This is a genomic window from Pseudomonas putida, assembly GCF_003228315.1.
Classification (GTDB): Bacteria; Pseudomonadota; Gammaproteobacteria; order Pseudomonadales; family Pseudomonadaceae; genus Aquipseudomonas; species Aquipseudomonas putida_S.
Genome location: NZ_CP029693.1, coordinates 1215839 through 1231881, shown reverse-complemented (window position 1 = coordinate 1231881; position 16043 = coordinate 1215839). Strand labels below are relative to the sequence as shown.

The window sequence follows — 16043 nt, the reverse complement described above, 5'->3', positions numbered from 1 at the left end:
ATTTCAATCAAAACGTGATCGAAAACTCATTCATTGAAGCTTCAAGGCAACTCAATCAACCCAAGCTCCAACGCCTTCACCACCGCACACCCCCGGGAACTCACCCCGAATTTGCGCCGAATATTGGCAAAGTGATAATTCACGCCCGCTTCGGTGCAATTGAATATCCTGCCGATTTCCCAGGACGACTTGCCGATGGCACTCCACTGCAACACTTCTTTTTCTCTGGCCGTCAGTTTAATCGCCGAAGGATGTTCCGGTTCTTGATGCTGGAGGCGGGCAGGGGGAAGTGACGAACTGAACGAGGCTGAATGGGCGCGGTACATGTCGGATGTCTCCCATCGATCATCGATGATTGCGGGCTGTGCACAAAGGCCCTGCGTCAACGGCAGGGGGCACGCGCGTTTCCTTCGAAAGCCTGGGCAAGCGGCTGCCGGTGCAGTTTCTTTATATCCCCAAAGTAAAACTCTGTGACCTGTCACAAATCACAGGTAAGCCATTCGCGACAACTTAAGCTGCTGAAAAGATTCTTTTTTACCCTCGAAAAAAGAATCCCGCCGTGCTGGCGCGTTTTACGATTTGAGATAGTGTTGAGCGCAGGATCCCGCGCTATATGGAGAACGACATGCGCTACTCAGCCTTGACCCAACGAATTGCCGGCGACGGCGCTGCGGCCTGGCAGATCCACGATCGAGCGCTGGCATTGCGCGCACAGGGTGTCGATGTGTTGCTGTTGTCCATCGGCGATCCGGACTTCGATACACCACCGCCCATCGTTGAGGCCGCTATCTCCAGCCTGCTGGCCGGAGACACACACTATCCGGCGGTACGCGGCAGCCAGGGCCTGCGGGACAGCATCGCACGGCGGCACCGGCAACGCAGTGGCCAAGTAGTGGATGGCGACCATGTGATCGTGATGCCCGGCGCGCAGTGCGCGGTGTATTCGGTCGCGCAATGCCTGCTCGATCCCGGCGACGAGGTGATTGTCGCCGAACCCATGTACGTGACCTATGAAGGCGTGTTCGGCGCTTGCGGGGCGAAAGTGGTGCCGGTGCCGGTGCGGCCGGAGAACGGTTTTCGGGTCGACCCGACGGATGTTGCCGCGCTGATCACTCCGAAAACCCGCGCCCTTTTGCTCAACAGCCCGAACAATCCGTCGGGTGCCAGTTTGCCGCTGATGACCTGGCAGGCACTGGCGGTGCTGTGCACACGTCACGACCTATGGCTGATCAGCGATGAGGTCTACAGCGATCTGTTATACGAAGGTAAGCACATAAGCCCTGCGAGCCTGCCGGGTATGGCCGAGCGCACGGCAACCATCAACAGTCTGTCCAAATCCCACGCCATGAGCGGCTGGCGGGTGGGCTGGGTGATCGGGCCGAAACCCTTGGCCGAGCATCTGGTGAATCTTTCGATGTGCATGCTGTTCGGTATTCCGGACTTTATTCAGAACGCCGCGCAATTGGCACTGGATGAGGATCTGCCGGAGGTGGCGTCGATGCGCGAGGAGTACCGCCAGCGTCGTGATCTGGTGTGTGCCAGCCTGAACCAGTGCCCGGGTCTTCGGGCGATTCGGCCCGACGGCGGGATGTTCGTGATGGTCGATGTTCGCCAGACCGGGTTATCCGCCCAGCACTTTGCCGAGCGACTGCTGGAAGGGTACGGGGTGTCGGTATTGGCCGGCGAGGCGTTCGGGCCGAGTGCGGCGGGACACATTCGCCTTGGGTTGGTGGTGGATCAATTGAAACTGGCGGATGCCTGTCGGCGGATTGCGTTGTGTGCGATGGATCTTTTGGAGGCGCGGCGGGCCTGATGGTTTTGTCTGGTCTGTACCGGCCTCTTCGCGAGCAGGCTCGCTCCTACAGTGGACCCTGTGTTGAACACAACTTTTCGTGTCCACTGAAGATCCTTTGTGGGAGCGAGCCTGCTCGCGAAGGCTGACCTGCATACGCCGAATGTCTTAATCCTTCCACGCTCTCTCATTCACCAGATTCCCGGGGCGCTCTCCTGCCAGCGCAGCCAGCAGATTGTCCACCGCGCACCTGGCCATCGCCTCTCGCGTCTCGTGGGTTGCCGAGCCGATATGCGGCGTCGCCACCACATTGGCCAACTGCATCAGCGGCGAGTCCGGGTTCAGCGGCTCACGCTCGAACACATCCAGTCCCGCGCCACGAATCTGCCCGGAGCGCAACGCCTGGATCAGCGCCGACTCATCGACCACCTTGCCCCGCGAAATATTGATGAAGATCGTCTCGGGTCTCATCTGCGCGAACTGTTTGGCGCCGATCAGGCCTTCGGTTTCAGCGGTCAACGGCAAGGTCAGGCAAACGAAATCCGCCTCCTGCAACAGCTGCGGCAAGCTCCGGTATTGCGCATTGAACCGCTGCTCCACTGCCGGTTTCGGCGAATGACTGTGGTAGATCACCGGCATACCGAAACCGAAATGTCCGCGCTGGGCCAGGGCTTCACCGATGCGGCCCATGCCGATGATGCCCAGGGTCTTGCCGTGCACGTCGGTGCCAAAGTGCGCGGGGCCGATGTTGCGTTGCCACTGGCCGTTTCGCACCATGTTCGCCAGCTCCACCACGCGCCGTGCGGTGGCGAGGATCAGGGCGAAGCCGGTGTCCGCAGTGGTTTCGGTGAGCACGTCAGGGGTGTTCGTCAGCAGGATGCGCCGTTCGGTCAAGTAGTCGATGTCGTAGTTGTCGACGCCCACCGAGACGCTGGCGATGGCTTGGAGGTTGGGCGCCAGGTCCAGTAACGCAGCGTCGAGTTTCAGACTGGCGCCCAGCAAGCCATGGGCGCGGGGCAGGGCGGCGCGCAGTTGCGCCAGGCCTGCGGCATCAAGGCTGTCGATCAGTGTGACTTCGGCATGTTCCTGAAACCGGGCCATCAACGCCGGCGAGAGTTTCTTGTACAGCACAACCTGCTTTTTCATCGTGGATCTCTCTACTTCAATTCAGGAGTGGGCAGCGCGGGTCACGGCCACCGAAGGCCGCTCACGGTCACTGGCGCCGGGCTTGAGGAAAATGGTCAGCACCACCGAGAACATCAACGCGCCGCTCATCAGCAGGTACGACGCACCGGGCGAGCCGGTGGCACTGTTCAGGTAACCGACCAGATAGGACCCGCCGAAGGAACCGAGGGCACCCATGCTGTTGATCAACGCCATGGCACCGCCGGCGACGTTGGCTGGAAGGATTTCCGGGATGATTGCGAAGAACGGCCCGTAGGGTGCGTACATGCAAGCGCCGGCAATCACCAGCAGGGTGTAGGACCACCAGAAATGCTCGGCACCCAGGGCATAGGAGCCGTAAAAGGCAATGGAGGCGATCAACAGCGGGGGCCAGACGAAGCGCTTGCGCTTCTGCAATTTGTCCGAGCCCCAGGACACCAGCAGCATGCCGATCACCGCTGCCAGATACGGCAGCGCCGAGAGCCAGCCGGCCTGGACCATGTCCATCTGCGCGCCGGCCTTGAGGATCGACGGCAGCCACAACACGAAACCGTAGACACCGATGCTCCAGCAAAAGAACTGCAAGGCGAGGATGATCACCTTCGGTGAGCGGAACGCTTCGGCGTAGTTCTTCACGGCCTTGATGCCGACCTGTTCCGCCGCCAGCGCGCTTTCCAGATCCTGCTTTTCCTGCTCGCTGAGCCACTTGGCCTGGGCAGGACGATCATCAGCCAGCTTCCACCAGATAAACGCCCAGAGCACCGCCGGCAGGCCTTCGATGATGAACATCCAGCGCCAACTGAAGTGCTGCACCAGATAGCCCGAGACCACCGACATCCAGAGCATGGTCACCGGGTTTCCGAGGATCAGGAAGGTGTTGGCCCGGGAGCGTTCGGCGCGGGTGAACCAATGGCACAGGTAGATCAGCATCGCCGGCATCACCGCGGCTTCGACCACCCCGAGCATGAAGCGGATGACGATCAGCCAGTAGGCGTTGGACACGATCCCGGTCAATGTGGCGAGGCCGCCCCAGAGGATCAGGCTGACGAAGATCAGCTTCTTCACGCTGTGCTTCTGTGCGTAGATCGCCCCCGGTACCTGGAAGAAAAAGTAACCGAGGAAGAACAGCGCGCCGAGCAACGACGACAGGCCCGGGGTGATCATCAGGTCGGCGGCCATGCCGGAGGCGGCGGCGAAGCCGTAGTTGGCGCGGTCCAGGTACGCCAGGCTGTAGGTGATGAACACGATGGGCATGATGTACCACCAGCGGCGGGTGGCGAGGGTTGCGGTTTTCATCGGTGGTGCTCCTGAGCTTGTTGTTTTTGTCGCAGCAGGTAACGGTTCTAAATCTTCAGTGCTTTTACTGGCCTCATCGCGAGCAGGCTCACTCCCACAGGGATCGGTGGGGTGCATCAAATTTATGTTCCACACAAATCAACTGTAGGAGCGAGCCTGCTCGCGATGGCAGTCTCAAATTCGCCGTACATCTCAAGCCGTGTCGGCAACCCCTCCATATCCCCCCGACTCTGCACCGCCCGACTGCCAATCCAGTTCGCCCGTTTCACGGCGTCGACCATGCTGTGGTTCTCCAGCAGCGCGCTGATCAGGCCGACGGCAAACCCATCACCGGCGCCGACCGTATCGACCACGGTTTCCACCGGCACACCGGCCACGAATCCCTGGTCCAGCTGTGTGCGGTAGTACGCGCCGTGGGGGCCGAGCTTGATCGCCACCGCTTCCACACCCTTGTCCAGATAGAACGCAGCGATATCGGCCGGGTCTTCGAAACCGGTCAGCAAGCGACCTTCACTCAACCCCGGCAGCACCCAATGGGCGAGGGCGGCGAGGCGGTTGATCTCGCTGATCATCTGTTGCTCGCTGGCCCACAGGCTCGGCCGCAGATTGGGATCGAAGGACACGCTGCGCCCGGCCTCGCGCATGCGGGTCATCAGTTCAAAGGACATCTCCCGCGCAGTGGCAGACAGCGCAGGGGGAATGCCGGTGGCGTGCAGATGCCGCGCCTTGAGCAGTTCGGGAGCGATCGATTGAGGCGACAGGTGACTGGCCGCCGAGCCGCGCCGGAAATACTCGACCATCGGATCGTCGCCATCGTCGCTGCGGGACTTGAGCTGGAAGCCGGTGGGGTGTGCGGAGTCGATGGCCACGTTGCGGCAGTCCAGACCTTCGTTTTTCAAGGTATCGATCACGAAGCGCCCCAACGAGTCCGCGCCAACCCGACTCAGCCACGCCACCTTGAAGCCCAGGCGCGACAAGCCGATGGCGACGTTGCTGTCCGCACCGGCAATGCGCTTCTGGAAATGGTCGACCCTGGCCAGATCGCCGTTCTGATCGGCGACGAACATCGCCATGGTTTCGCCGAACGAGAGGATATCGATCTCAGACATGTGCGCTCTCCAGGCGGGATTGCCCGAGGCGCGCGAGGACCGCCACATGCTCACTGGTGAGCTGCACCAGGTCATCGCCTTGCAGCGGATATTCGGCGGCGCGCATCACGCCTTGCGCCATGTGCCGCAGCAGTTGTTCCCACTGAAGCACGTCGCTGGCAGCCGGCGGTATGGCGACCAGTTTGCCGTCCGCCCGGCGTGACACGGCCTTGCAGTGTACGTAGCCAACATGGCGCCCGAGCAACCGCGCGGCGCTGGCGGCCGACTGGTCCTGCCAATGCCAGTTGCCGATATCGAAGGTCATCTTGACCGGCAGCTTGTGTTGCTCGACGTCAGTGAAAAAACGCTGGAAGGGTTCGATGCGACCGCCGTGCAGGGTCTGGTCGTTTTCCACCAACAGTTGTACAGGGCTGTGGGCCAGCGCCTGGGCCAACGCCTGAAGATCGTTGTTGTCGGTGAAATACCCCAGGGACACCTTCAGCCATTTGGCACCGAAGGTTTGGGCGCGTTGCAGGGCGCTCATCAATTCGGGGTTGGGTTTCGACTGGCCGGCCAGCCACAGTTCCATGGGCGAGGAATACACGCTTTGCAGCCCTTTGGCCTGCGTTGCGTTGGACAGTTGCTCGGGCGCCTCACCGGTCAGCAATTCTTCGCGCCATTCGATATGCGTGGCGCCGGCGGCGGCCAGTATGTCGATGAAACTGCCCTGGCCGCGTTGGCGTACAAGGTCGGCACCGTAGCTGGAAAGGCTGATGGAAACGGCGGGTCTGTTCATTGTTTTTCTACCTCTGAAACCGGTTTCATTTTTGTTGAAAAAAATAGGGGGTGTTCTTGCGGGCCCCATCGCGAGCAAGCTTTGCTCCTACAAGATTACGGCGAGTTCGAATGGTGTGTCCGCCTCACAGCTGTAGGAGCAAAGCTTGCTCGCGATGGCGCCAGAACGGTCACCGACAAACCCCACGGGTCGACCCTCTAACAATCAACCGCGCCGAAAAATCCACAGTCTTCACCGGCCCGTCATCCCCCCGCAAACGCTTGAGCAGGCACTCGAAGGCACGGGCGCCAATCTCTTCAGTCGGCTGGGCGAGGGCGGTAATGCCGCTACCCACCAGCGGATACCAATCCAGGTCATCGAGAGCGATCAGCCCCACATCTTCAAACAGATTGCACTGAAGTTCGCGCAGCGCATGGGTACTCGCCAAGGCAGCAATGCCGTTGGCACAGAACAGCGCCTTCGGGCCTGGACCAGGCGTGTCGAGGAAGTCTTTGAGGTTGACGGTCAGTTCGCCGCCGGTTTCGACGATGCTCCCGCTAAGAGTCGGCCGCTGCGCGATCTGCTCCTTGAATCGGCTCACGCGCTCGATCCGCGAACTGGTGCCATCGAACGGCTCGGTCACCAGCAGCACGTCACGATAGCCGCGATGCTGCAGATGATTGAGGGCCATATCGACCGCCTGCGGGTTATCCAGCCCGACCATGTCACTCTCAAGGTGTTCGACCTTGCGATCCACCAGCACCAGTGGCATTTCCCGGTGCAGTTCGTGCAACTCGTCGCGGTGATGGCCGAGGGTGTTCACGATCAGGCCTTCGATGTTGTACGAGCGCAGCAGCGCCAGGTGCTGGCGTTCCTGCTCGTCATCGCGGTCGGTGTTGCACACCACCAGGCTGTAGCCGTGCTGACGGCAGGCGGTTTCCACTCCGTGCATCACGGCAATTGAATAAGGATTACGGATATCGGCGACGAGCATGCCGATCAGGCGTGTGCGCCCGCGTTTCAGCCCGCGAGCCATCTGGTTGGGGCGGTAGCCCAGTTCGGCAATCGCTTGTTCGATGCGCTGGGCAATGGCATCGGAGAGCAGGGCGCGGTCTTCGCCAATGAATCGCGAGACACTGGCCTTGGACACCTTGGCGTGTTCGGCCACGTCGAGCATGGTCACGCGGCTGCGCTGGGCGGCGGAGAAATCGTTCACGGGCTAAAACCTTGTTATTGGATTTATAAGGTCTGTGCGTTGCACTGAAACCGGTTTCAGAAGACACCAGAAGCCGCTTCGCCGTCAAGCCCCGTGTTAGCGATTGTCCGACAAATGGGCTCAGGCCAGGACGCTCAACCACGCCGAACCCAGCAACAGCAGGGCCATGCAGCGGTTGAACCTCTGAACGGCGCGGGGCGAACGCAACCAGCGACTCGACCCGGCACCGAGCAGCGCCCAAACGCCCAGGCATGGCAGGGAAATCAGGAAAAATGCCGCGGACAGATACAGCACATGGGCCATGCGATCTTCGCCAGCACCGGCGAAAACGCTCACTACTGCCAACGCCATCATCCACGTCTTCGGATTGATCCATTGCAGGCCGGCGGCGCCCAGCACGCCGAGGCGCGATTCGGTGTCCTGTGCGTTGATGGCTGTAACGGGCGCGCTGAAAATCTGCCATGCCAGATAGCTCAACCAGGCCTCGCCGGCCCATTGCATCAGCGTTTGCAGCAAGGGCCAGCGCACCAACGAAGCGCCAGCACCCGCGCCCACCAACAGCACGAGCAGGGCGGCACTCACGCAAGCACCCAGGATGATCGGCACGGCGGCGGACAGGCCGAATCGGGCACTGTTGCTCAGCACCAGAATATTGGTCGGGCCCGGGGTGATGGCGGCGACGAAGGCGAACAGCAGGAAGGGCAGGAACGTCGGGAATGAGGACAGCATCGCAGGCAAACTCCGGTGAAGATCAGTGAGTTTGATCTTCACGAATGCCGGGGTCAGCTGTCTGGAAGATTTGAGCAGCGCTTGCGGTACAACGCCGGTGTCAAGCCGTAGGCGCGTACGAACCAGCGGCCCAGATGACTCTGATCGGCAAAGCCCAGCGCCGTGGCCACTGCTGCCGGTTGTTCGCCTCGGGCGAGCATTCTCCGGGCGGTGGCCAGGCGCAATTGCACCAGGTAGGCATGGGGTGCCATGCCGTAGGCGGCCTTGAAGGCGCGGGTCAGGCGGAAGCGGTCGACACCTGTTGCGGCGGCCAGTTGGTCGAGGCCGATGTCTTCATGGGCGTGGGCATGCAGATACTCCCGAGCCTTTTGCGCCACCAGGGGCAGGCGTGGGTCTTCGCCATATCGGGTGCGCCAGTGCAGATGCCGGGTCAGGCACTCGATCACATTATCGAGTGCCGTCTGGCGAACCATCTTCAGTTCGCCGCGATGCAAGGATTCAAACGCCTGGCTGGTGGCGTGAGCCAGGCGCACATCGGTGGCCAGCGTATTGGCGAAGCTCAATTCGCTGTTGTCCGGCGCCCTGTCGAACACCGCGCCGAGTTCGTGTCTCAACCATTGCGGGTCGATGTAAAGCATGCGGTAGGTGAAGCCGTCGTCGGTCGGCGCTTCGCCGTCATGGATGTCACCCGGTTCCAGCAAAAACACCTTGCCCGGGGTGCTCTGATGCCTGGCCCGGCGGCAGTTGAATTGCTGCACCCCTTGCTCGGTCACACCCACCAGATAACTGTCGTGCCAGTGCGGGTCGTAGGCATGACCCTGGAAATGCGCGCGCAGTGTCTCGATGCCAGTGTCGGCATCCTGAGCCAGGTCGATCCAGTTGTGAGAAGTCATGATTGATCTGCGGGATATATGACTGACACATTTAACGCCTGTTGCGAGGGCGTTGCTAGAACGTTTGTGCATTGGTCACCGGGCACAAACGGCGAGCCATAGCGTAATTATTCAGCCGCGCCACTATCACCTCTGATAGTTGTGCGATGGGTGGTGCCGGGTTTAGGTTTCAGTGGACATGATCTGACCTGAGGTGCGAGAGATGAGTCGTATCGACCAATCCTCAACCAAAAGCCTTGCTGGAAACCCTACCGACATCGAATCTTGCCCGGGGGTGCAAATTTGCTCCCCGGGCAATATCAGGGGGTGGCGAACGTCTTCAACCACAGCCTCATTCTGCTGGGATGAACCTTATGCAATGTGTTCAATCTGCCCGGATGCTGTTGGTTACGAAGTGACTGGAGAAGGAATAGCCCCACACAGTGTGACGCGCCCGCCTTGTGAAATATCGGGATTGCAAGCCAATGTCGAATACTTGCTCCATTTCACCGCCAAAGCAGCCGGAAACAATGTTTCAACGGTTAGTTCTTATCGCTTGCTCAAGCTAAAACCTCCTGGTAAACCCGGCACTCTCGAGCTGACCGACTTGACGCATGCGTCGGCAACCTTGCAGTGGGAGGCTTCGAATCCGGAGTTCAGAGGCACCCGTTTCCGGGTTTATCTGAACGGGTTTCTGGTAAGAGTGGTGACTGAGCCTCGAGTCAGCCTGACGCATTTGTCAGAACACACCGATTTTCGGGTTGAAGTGCGAGCCGTGAATGATGCAGGCATTTCCCAGCCGAGCTTCAACACCTTCAGGACCAAACTGCGCCCGCCAACCAACCTGAGGTTCAACCACCGTAACGGGATTTGCAGATTGGCCTGGGACCCGGTTTTCAGGAAATACCCTGCCCATGACGTTTCCATCAATGGTCGAGTCTTCACTGTCGCCTCGGGGCGCTGGGGTCACAACTTCAAACTGTTGGATCTGTCTCCGGGACCGGTGCCGCACCATTTCAAATTCGTGGTTGTAGCGCGCCTGGATGATGCCCAGTCCGCTCCCGCCACCCTGGAAAGCACTGTAGAGGATGATGTTCCGCCCAGCCGTCCGGGTGCACCGGTCGTGAGTGATATCACCGACACCTCTGCGACCGTGACCTGGTCGCCATCGGACGATAATACGGGTGTTGCCGGATATCGCGTTGTCCTGAATGGCTTGCTTGTTTTTCGAACAGCCGACACTTTTTTCAACTTCAACGGACTGTCCAGTGGCACCTATCATCACGTATTTGTCCGTGCGCAAGACAAGGATGGCAACCTTTCTTCGTCCAGTGGCCTGGCCGTGTTCAAGACGACAGGGCAAGCGCCATCTCCCCGGCCTGATGCACCAGAAGCGAAAATCATTGCATTGACCTCCACTTCAGCCAGGCTGGAATGGAAATATCAGAAGGATATCCCTGTCTCAGGCGTCAGGATTCAGTTGGATGGTGAGTTCCACAGAGATATCCTGTTTCTCGAGTCCTATCGCTTGGACAACCTGCTGCCAAATGCCGAACACGAGATAAGCATTTCGGTTTTTGACGTCTTTGGGCAGCTATCCGACCCGACTGTTCTCATCCATGAGCCTCGCGACCTTATTCCACCCAGTATGCCGGGAAATCTGCACAAGACGGGTGCGACACGTGATTCGATCACATTGAAGTGGGACGACTCCACGGATGACGTCGGAGTTTACGAATATGTCATTTATAACAATCAAGAGTACTTCGACCGCACGCCCATGACGCAATACACGGCAGTGGATCTGCTCCCCGGCGCATATACGTTCGAAGTCTGTGCAATCGATGGTTCCGGGAATGTCTCCGATCGAGCCACGATCAGTACAAGCCTGGAAGGCGAGATATAGATGGCACTAAAGGTCACGGCTATTTCACCCAAACAAACCCGCCGCGATATTGATCGAAAACCCCAGTATCGCGGTATTGAACAAAAAGCCGACCAGCGATTGTGCCAATACGATTTTGCGCATGCCCCGCGTGGCGACACCGACATCCGCAGTTTGTACCGCCACACCGATGGTGAACGAGAAATACAGAAAGTCCCAGTAGTTGGGCGTGGTCAGGCCTTCGGCAAAGCGCAGCGCCGGCTCCTTGCCTTCCCAGGTGTAAAACAGTCGCGCGTAATGCACGCTGAAAATAACCCCGATCAACAACCATGAACCAATGACCGTCAACGCGGTGAAGCCGTAGTGCAGCAACTTGCGAGTGGTTTCCAGATCCTTGCTGCCGGCCAGTTCGAAAGTGATGGTCGCCAGGCTGGCAATCGCCGCAATGCATACGACAAACAGTACCAATCCGGCGTTTTCGTCTTCGATTTCGGCGATGCGTTTCACGTCCGTGGCTTTGGAGCGCACGGTGAGCCAGAACATCAGCACCAGATAGCTCCAGACCCCGATGTTCCAACCGATGAGGATTTTGCCGATGATCGAATCGGCGGGAATCAGAATGCCGGCCGCGATGCCGAGTGTCGTGGCGGCCGATAGGCGAGGGTGGGTGTGGGTGAGGAAAGGCATGGGGGCTCGATGGGTCGGGGTTTGCAATCACCTTAGCCCAGCGTTGCCTGAAATGACCACAATGCTCAAGGCAACTTCATCCCCTGAAGGAGCAAGGCTTGCCCGCGATAGCGGTGTAGCAGTCGATTATGATGGTGACCGTTACACCGCTATCGCGGGCAAGCCTTGCTCCTACAGGATGGTGGTGTTGGTTAGATTTTTTTCTGTCGCCCACGCACCCGCTTCATCACCACCACAAAAAACACCGGCACGAACACCACCGCCAAGGTCGCTGTGATCATCCCGCCAATCACCCCGGTCCCGATGGCTTGCTGACTCGCCGAGCTGGCGCCGGTGGCGATGGCCAGTGGCACCACGCCGAGGATGAAGGCCAGGGAGGTCATGACGATCGGCCGCAACCGCAGGCGCGCGGCCTGCAGGGTGGCGTCGATCAGGTCGTGGCCTTCGTCGACCAGGCTTTTGGCGAACTCGATGATCAGGATCGCGTTCTTCGCCGACAGGCCGATGATGGTGATCAGCCCGACCTTGAAGAACACGTCGTTGGGCATGCCGCGCAGGGTCACCGCCAGCACCGCGCCAAGCACACCCAGCGGCACCACCAGCAGCACCGAGGTCGGGATCGACCAGCTCTCGTACAAGGCCGCCAGACACAGGAATACGATCAGCAACGACAAACCGAGCAGGATCGGCGCCTGGCTGCCGGACAAGCGTTCCTGCAACGACAGGCCGGTCCATTCCTGCCCCAACCCTGGCGGCCCCAGTGCCACCAGCCGTTCGATTTCCGCCATGGCTTCACCAGTGCTGTAACCCGGCTTCGGCTCACCGGAAATGCTGATCGCCGGGTAGCCGTTGTAGCGTGTCAGTTGTGCCGGCCCCAAGGTCCATTTGGCCTGAACGAAGGCGGACAGCGGGACCATTTTTCCATCGTTGTTGCGCACATGCATTTTCAGCAGATCATCCACCTGACTGCGCTGACCACCTTCGGCTTGCACCACCACCCGTTGCATGCGTCCCTGATTGGGAAAGTCGTTGATGTAGCTCGAACCGACGGCAGTGGACAGCACGCTGCCGATATCGGCAAAGGACACGCCCAGCGCATTGGCCTGCTTGCGATCAACGATCAGTTGCAACTGTGGCGCCTCGGCCAGGGCGCTTTCGCGCACGTTCATCAGGACCGGGCTTTTCTCGGCGGCAGCCAGCAACTCAGTGCGTGCCTGCATCAGCGTGGCATGGCCGAGGCCACCACGGTCCTGCAAGCGGAACTCGAAACCGTTGGAGGTGCCGAGGCCGTCCACCGGTGGCGGCAAGACGGCGAACGCCATGGCGTCCTTGATCTGGCTCAGGGCGATGTTGGCGCGGTCGGCAATGGAACTGGCCGAGTCATCGCGACCACGCGCGGACCAGTCCTTCAGCGTGGTAAATGCCAGCGCCGCGTTCTGCCCGCTGCCGGAGAAGCTGAAGCCGAGAATCACCGTACTGTCGCCGACGCCCGGTTCGGTGGCGTTATGCGCTTCTATCTGTTCGACCACCTGCACCGTGCGGTTCTTGCTCGCGCCCGGTGGCAACTGGATGTCGGTGATGGTGTAGCCCTGATCCTCCACGGGCAGGAACGAGGAGGGCAGACGACTGAATAGCAGCCCCAGGCCCACCAGCAGCACGACGTAGATCAGCAGGTAACGCCCGCTGCGTTTCAGTGCGTAGGCGACCCAGCCCTGATAGCGCGTGGTCAGTTGCTCGAAGCGACGATTGAACCAGCCAAAGAAGCCGGTTTTTTCGTGATGCTCGCCCTTGGCGATGGGCTTGAGCAGCGTCGCACACAGTGCCGGAGTCAAGGTCAGGGCCAGGAACGCCGAGAACAGGATCGAAGTGGCCATGGACAATGAGAACTGCTGGTAAATCACCCCCACCGATCCCTGCATGAACGCCATGGGGATGAACACCGCCACCAGCACCAGGGTGATGCCGATGATCGCGCCGGTGATCTGCTTCATTGCCTTGCGCGTCGCTTCCTTGGGCGACAGGCCTTCGGTGGCCATGATCCGTTCGACGTTTTCCACCACCACGATGGCATCGTCCACGAGGATGCCGATGGCCAGCACCATGCCGAACATGGTCAGCACGTTGATCGAGAAACCCAGGGCGAGCATGGTCGCGAACGTCCCCATCAGCGCCACCGGCACCACCAGCGTCGGAATCAGTGTGTAGCGGATGTTCTGCAGGAACAGGAACATCACCGCGAACACCAGCACCATCGCCTCGAGCAGGGTGTAGACCACTTTGGTGATCGAGACCTTGACGAAGGGCGAGGTGTCGTAGGGGATCTTGTATTCGACGTTGGCCGGGAAATAACGCGACAGTTCATCCATCTTCGCCCGCACCAGCGTTGCGGTGCTCAAGGCGTTGGCCCCCGGCGACAGTTGCACGCCGACGGCGGTCGACGGCTTGCCGTTCAGGCGCGTGGAGAACTGATAGTCCTGACTGCCGATCTCGACCCGCGCCACATCGGCAATGCGCACCGTTGAACCGTCGGGATTGGCCTTGAGTACGATGTCGGCGAATTCTTCCGGGGTCGACAACTGGCCTTTCACAAGAATGGTCGCGGTGATTTCCTGAGTTGAGCGGCTCGGCAAATCTCCAATGCTGCCCGCCGAGACTTGGGCGTTCTGCGCGGCGATGGCGGCGTTGACGTCAGCGGGTGTGAGGTTGAAGCCGATCAGTTTCTGCGGGTCGATCCAGATGCGCATCGCCCGTTCGGCGCCATACAACTGGGCCTTGCCGACCCCGTCCAGGCGCTTGATCTCGTTCATCACGTTGCGCGCCAGATAATCGCTGAGCGCCACGTCGTCGAGCTTGCCGTCGCTGGAGGTCAGGGTGATCAGCAGCAGGAAACCGGCGGAGACTTTCTCCACCTGCAAGCCCTGTTGGTTGACCGCCTGCGGCAGGCGCGACTCCACGACTTTCAGGCGGTTCTGCACGTCCACCTGGGCCATTTCCGGATCGGTGCCCGGCTGGAAGGTGGCCTTGATCGTCGCGCTGCCGAGGCTGCTTTGCGACTCGAAGTACAGCAGGTGATCGGCGCCGTTGAGTTCTTCCTCGATCAGGCTGACCACGCTCTCGTCCACGGTTTGCGCCGAAGCGCCCGGGTACACGGCATAGATTTCGATTTGCGGTGGCGCAACGTCCGGGTACTGCGCCACTGGCAGCTGCGGAATGGCCAGCGCACCGGCGAGCAGGATGAACAGGGCGACCACCCAGGCGAACACCGGGCGGTCGATAAAAAACTGCGGCATAAACAAGCGTCCTGCTTACTGGCCAGAAACCTGGGCAAGGGGAAGAGGGGAGTCGTCGATCTGCACTTTCTCGCCGGGGCGCGCATGCTGCAGGCCTTCGATGACAATGCGGTCGCCGGGCTTGAGGCCGCCGGTGACGATCCAGCGGTCGTTTTGCACCGGCCCCAGTTCCACCGGTTGCAGGCCGACGCGTTGTTCATCGTCGAGCAGCAGCACTTGCGCAATGCCGGCGCTGTCCCGTTGGATCGCCCGTTGCGGCACGCTGATACCTTGCTGATTGACCGCTTGCTCCAGGCGCACCCGCACGAAGCTGCCGGGCAGCAGGTCGAGGTCCGGGTTGGGGAATTCGCTGCGCAGGATGATCTGACCGGTGCCGGGGTCGACCGTGATGTCGGTGAACAGTAGCTTGCCCGGCAGCGGATAGAGGCTGCCGTCATCCTGAATCAGCGTGGCCTTGGCCTGTCCCTGACCCACTTCCTTGAGCTGGCCGGAGCGGAAGGCACGGCGCAGGTCGTTGAGTTCGCGGGTCGATTGGGTGAGGTCGGCGTGGATCGGGTTCAGTTGCTGAATCAATGCCAGTGGCGTGGTTTCGTTCTGACCGACCAATGCGCCTTCGGTGACCAGTGCGCGACCGATACGCCCGGAAATCGGCGCGGTGACGGTGGCGTAACCGAGGTTCAGTCTGGCTCGCTCCACCGCGGCTTTATTGGCGGCGACATCGGCCGCGGTTTGCCGAACGGCGGCCTGCGCATTGTCGTAGTCCTGGCCGCTGATGGCCTTGTCGTCGATCAATTGTGCGTAGCGCTGTTCTTGCAACTTCGCCTGGAACGCGTTGGCCTCGGCCTTGCGCAATGCCGCCTGGGCACTGTCGAGGTCGGCCTTGAACGGTGCCGGGTCGATGCGAAAAAGCACGTCGCCCTGTTTCACATCGCTGCCTTCGCGGAAGGTGCGTTGCAGGACCACGCCGGCGACGCGGGCACGGACTTCGGCGATGCGCGGCGCGACGATGCGCCCGCTCAGCTCGCTGCTGATCGACAGCGGCCCGGCGGAGAGGGTTTCGATGCGCACGGTGGCCAGCGGTGCCTGTTCTTCGGCGGTCGAGGCCTTGTCGCAGGCGCTCAGCGTCAATGCCAGCGCCAGAAGGCTGAGCTTGGCAAGCAGATGGTTTGACATGGATTACCCCAATATTGACCGACGCCATGCTACTGGGCGGCGGGGAGGGCAGCGGTGAAGCTTTGTTGGGGGTGTG

The 16043-nt window shown here is 60.6% G+C and carries 13 protein-coding genes; 2 read left to right on the top strand and 11 right to left on the bottom strand.

Annotated features, from left to right (window positions below; all coding sequences use genetic code 11):
* Positions 1-41 precede the first annotated feature (41 nt).
* Complete coding sequence (locus DKY63_RS05355; protein WP_110967850.1) at positions 42-326, bottom strand: response regulator transcription factor; 285 nt, start codon at positions 324-326, stop codon at positions 42-44.
* A gap of 299 nt (positions 327-625) precedes the next feature.
* On the opposite strand from DKY63_RS05355, the gene DKY63_RS05350 reads away from it, so the two are divergent.
* Complete coding sequence (locus DKY63_RS05350) at positions 626-1813, top strand: pyridoxal phosphate-dependent aminotransferase (RefSeq protein ID WP_110967849.1); 1188 nt, start codon at positions 626-628, stop codon at positions 1811-1813.
* Between the two features lie 147 nt (positions 1814-1960).
* On the opposite strand, the gene DKY63_RS05345 is transcribed toward DKY63_RS05350, so the two are convergent.
* The 7 genes from DKY63_RS05345 to DKY63_RS05315 all read right to left on the bottom strand — a co-directional run bounded on the left by DKY63_RS05345 (position 1961) and on the right by DKY63_RS05315 (position 8953).
* Positions 1961-2938 carry a 2-hydroxyacid dehydrogenase gene (locus tag DKY63_RS05345; protein ID WP_110963143.1) on the bottom strand — a complete coding sequence of 326 codons (978 nt, stop codon included), beginning with the start codon at positions 2936-2938 and terminating at the stop codon, positions 1961-1963.
* Between the two features lie 21 nt (positions 2939-2959).
* Positions 2960-4252: an MFS transporter gene (locus DKY63_RS05340; protein ID WP_110963142.1), complete on the bottom strand. Its 1293-nt coding sequence runs from the start codon at positions 4250-4252 to the stop codon at positions 2960-2962.
* A 122-nt stretch (positions 4253-4374) separates the two neighbouring features.
* Positions 4375-5361 carry a sugar kinase gene (locus tag DKY63_RS05335; RefSeq protein WP_110963141.1) on the bottom strand — a complete coding sequence of 329 codons (987 nt, stop codon included), beginning with the start codon at positions 5359-5361 and terminating at the stop codon, positions 4375-4377.
* A complete protein-coding gene (locus DKY63_RS05330) occupies positions 5354-6136 on the bottom strand; it encodes a sugar phosphate isomerase/epimerase family protein (protein WP_110963140.1) in 783 nt (260 codons plus the stop codon). The genes DKY63_RS05335 and DKY63_RS05330 overlap by 8 nt, the downstream gene beginning before the upstream one ends.
* A 169-nt stretch (positions 6137-6305) precedes the next feature.
* Positions 6306-7331: a LacI family DNA-binding transcriptional regulator gene (locus DKY63_RS05325; RefSeq protein WP_110963139.1), complete on the bottom strand. Its 1026-nt coding sequence runs from the start codon at positions 7329-7331 to the stop codon at positions 6306-6308.
* Between the two features lie 120 nt (positions 7332-7451).
* Positions 7452-8060 (bottom strand): LysE family translocator, encoded by a 609-nt coding sequence (locus DKY63_RS05320; RefSeq protein WP_110963138.1) that lies wholly within the window; start codon positions 8058-8060, stop codon positions 7452-7454.
* A 53-nt stretch (positions 8061-8113) separates the two neighbouring features.
* Positions 8114-8953 (bottom strand): AraC family transcriptional regulator, encoded by an 840-nt coding sequence (locus DKY63_RS05315; protein ID WP_110963137.1) that lies wholly within the window; start codon positions 8951-8953, stop codon positions 8114-8116.
* A gap of 202 nt (positions 8954-9155) precedes the next feature.
* On the opposite strand from DKY63_RS05315, the gene DKY63_RS05310 reads away from it, so the two are divergent.
* Positions 9156-10838, top strand: coding sequence for a fibronectin type III domain-containing protein (locus tag DKY63_RS05310; protein WP_162634871.1), 1683 nt, complete (start codon positions 9156-9158; stop codon positions 10836-10838).
* Between the two features lie 24 nt (positions 10839-10862).
* Here the strand turns inward: DKY63_RS05310 and DKY63_RS05305 are convergent, their stop codons facing one another.
* The 3 genes from DKY63_RS05305 to DKY63_RS05295 all read right to left on the bottom strand — a co-directional run bounded on the left by DKY63_RS05305 (position 10863) and on the right by DKY63_RS05295 (position 15967).
* Positions 10863-11504 (bottom strand): DUF1345 domain-containing protein, encoded by a 642-nt coding sequence (locus tag DKY63_RS05305; protein ID WP_110963135.1) that lies wholly within the window; start codon positions 11502-11504, stop codon positions 10863-10865.
* A 191-nt stretch (positions 11505-11695) separates the two neighbouring features.
* Positions 11696-14794 carry an efflux RND transporter permease subunit gene (locus DKY63_RS05300; RefSeq protein ID WP_110963134.1) on the bottom strand — a complete coding sequence of 1033 codons (3099 nt, stop codon included), beginning with the start codon at positions 14792-14794 and terminating at the stop codon, positions 11696-11698.
* Between the two features lie 15 nt (positions 14795-14809).
* Positions 14810-15967 (bottom strand): efflux RND transporter periplasmic adaptor subunit, encoded by a 1158-nt coding sequence (locus DKY63_RS05295; RefSeq protein ID WP_110963133.1) that lies wholly within the window; start codon positions 15965-15967, stop codon positions 14810-14812.
* Positions 15968-16043 lie beyond the last annotated feature (76 nt).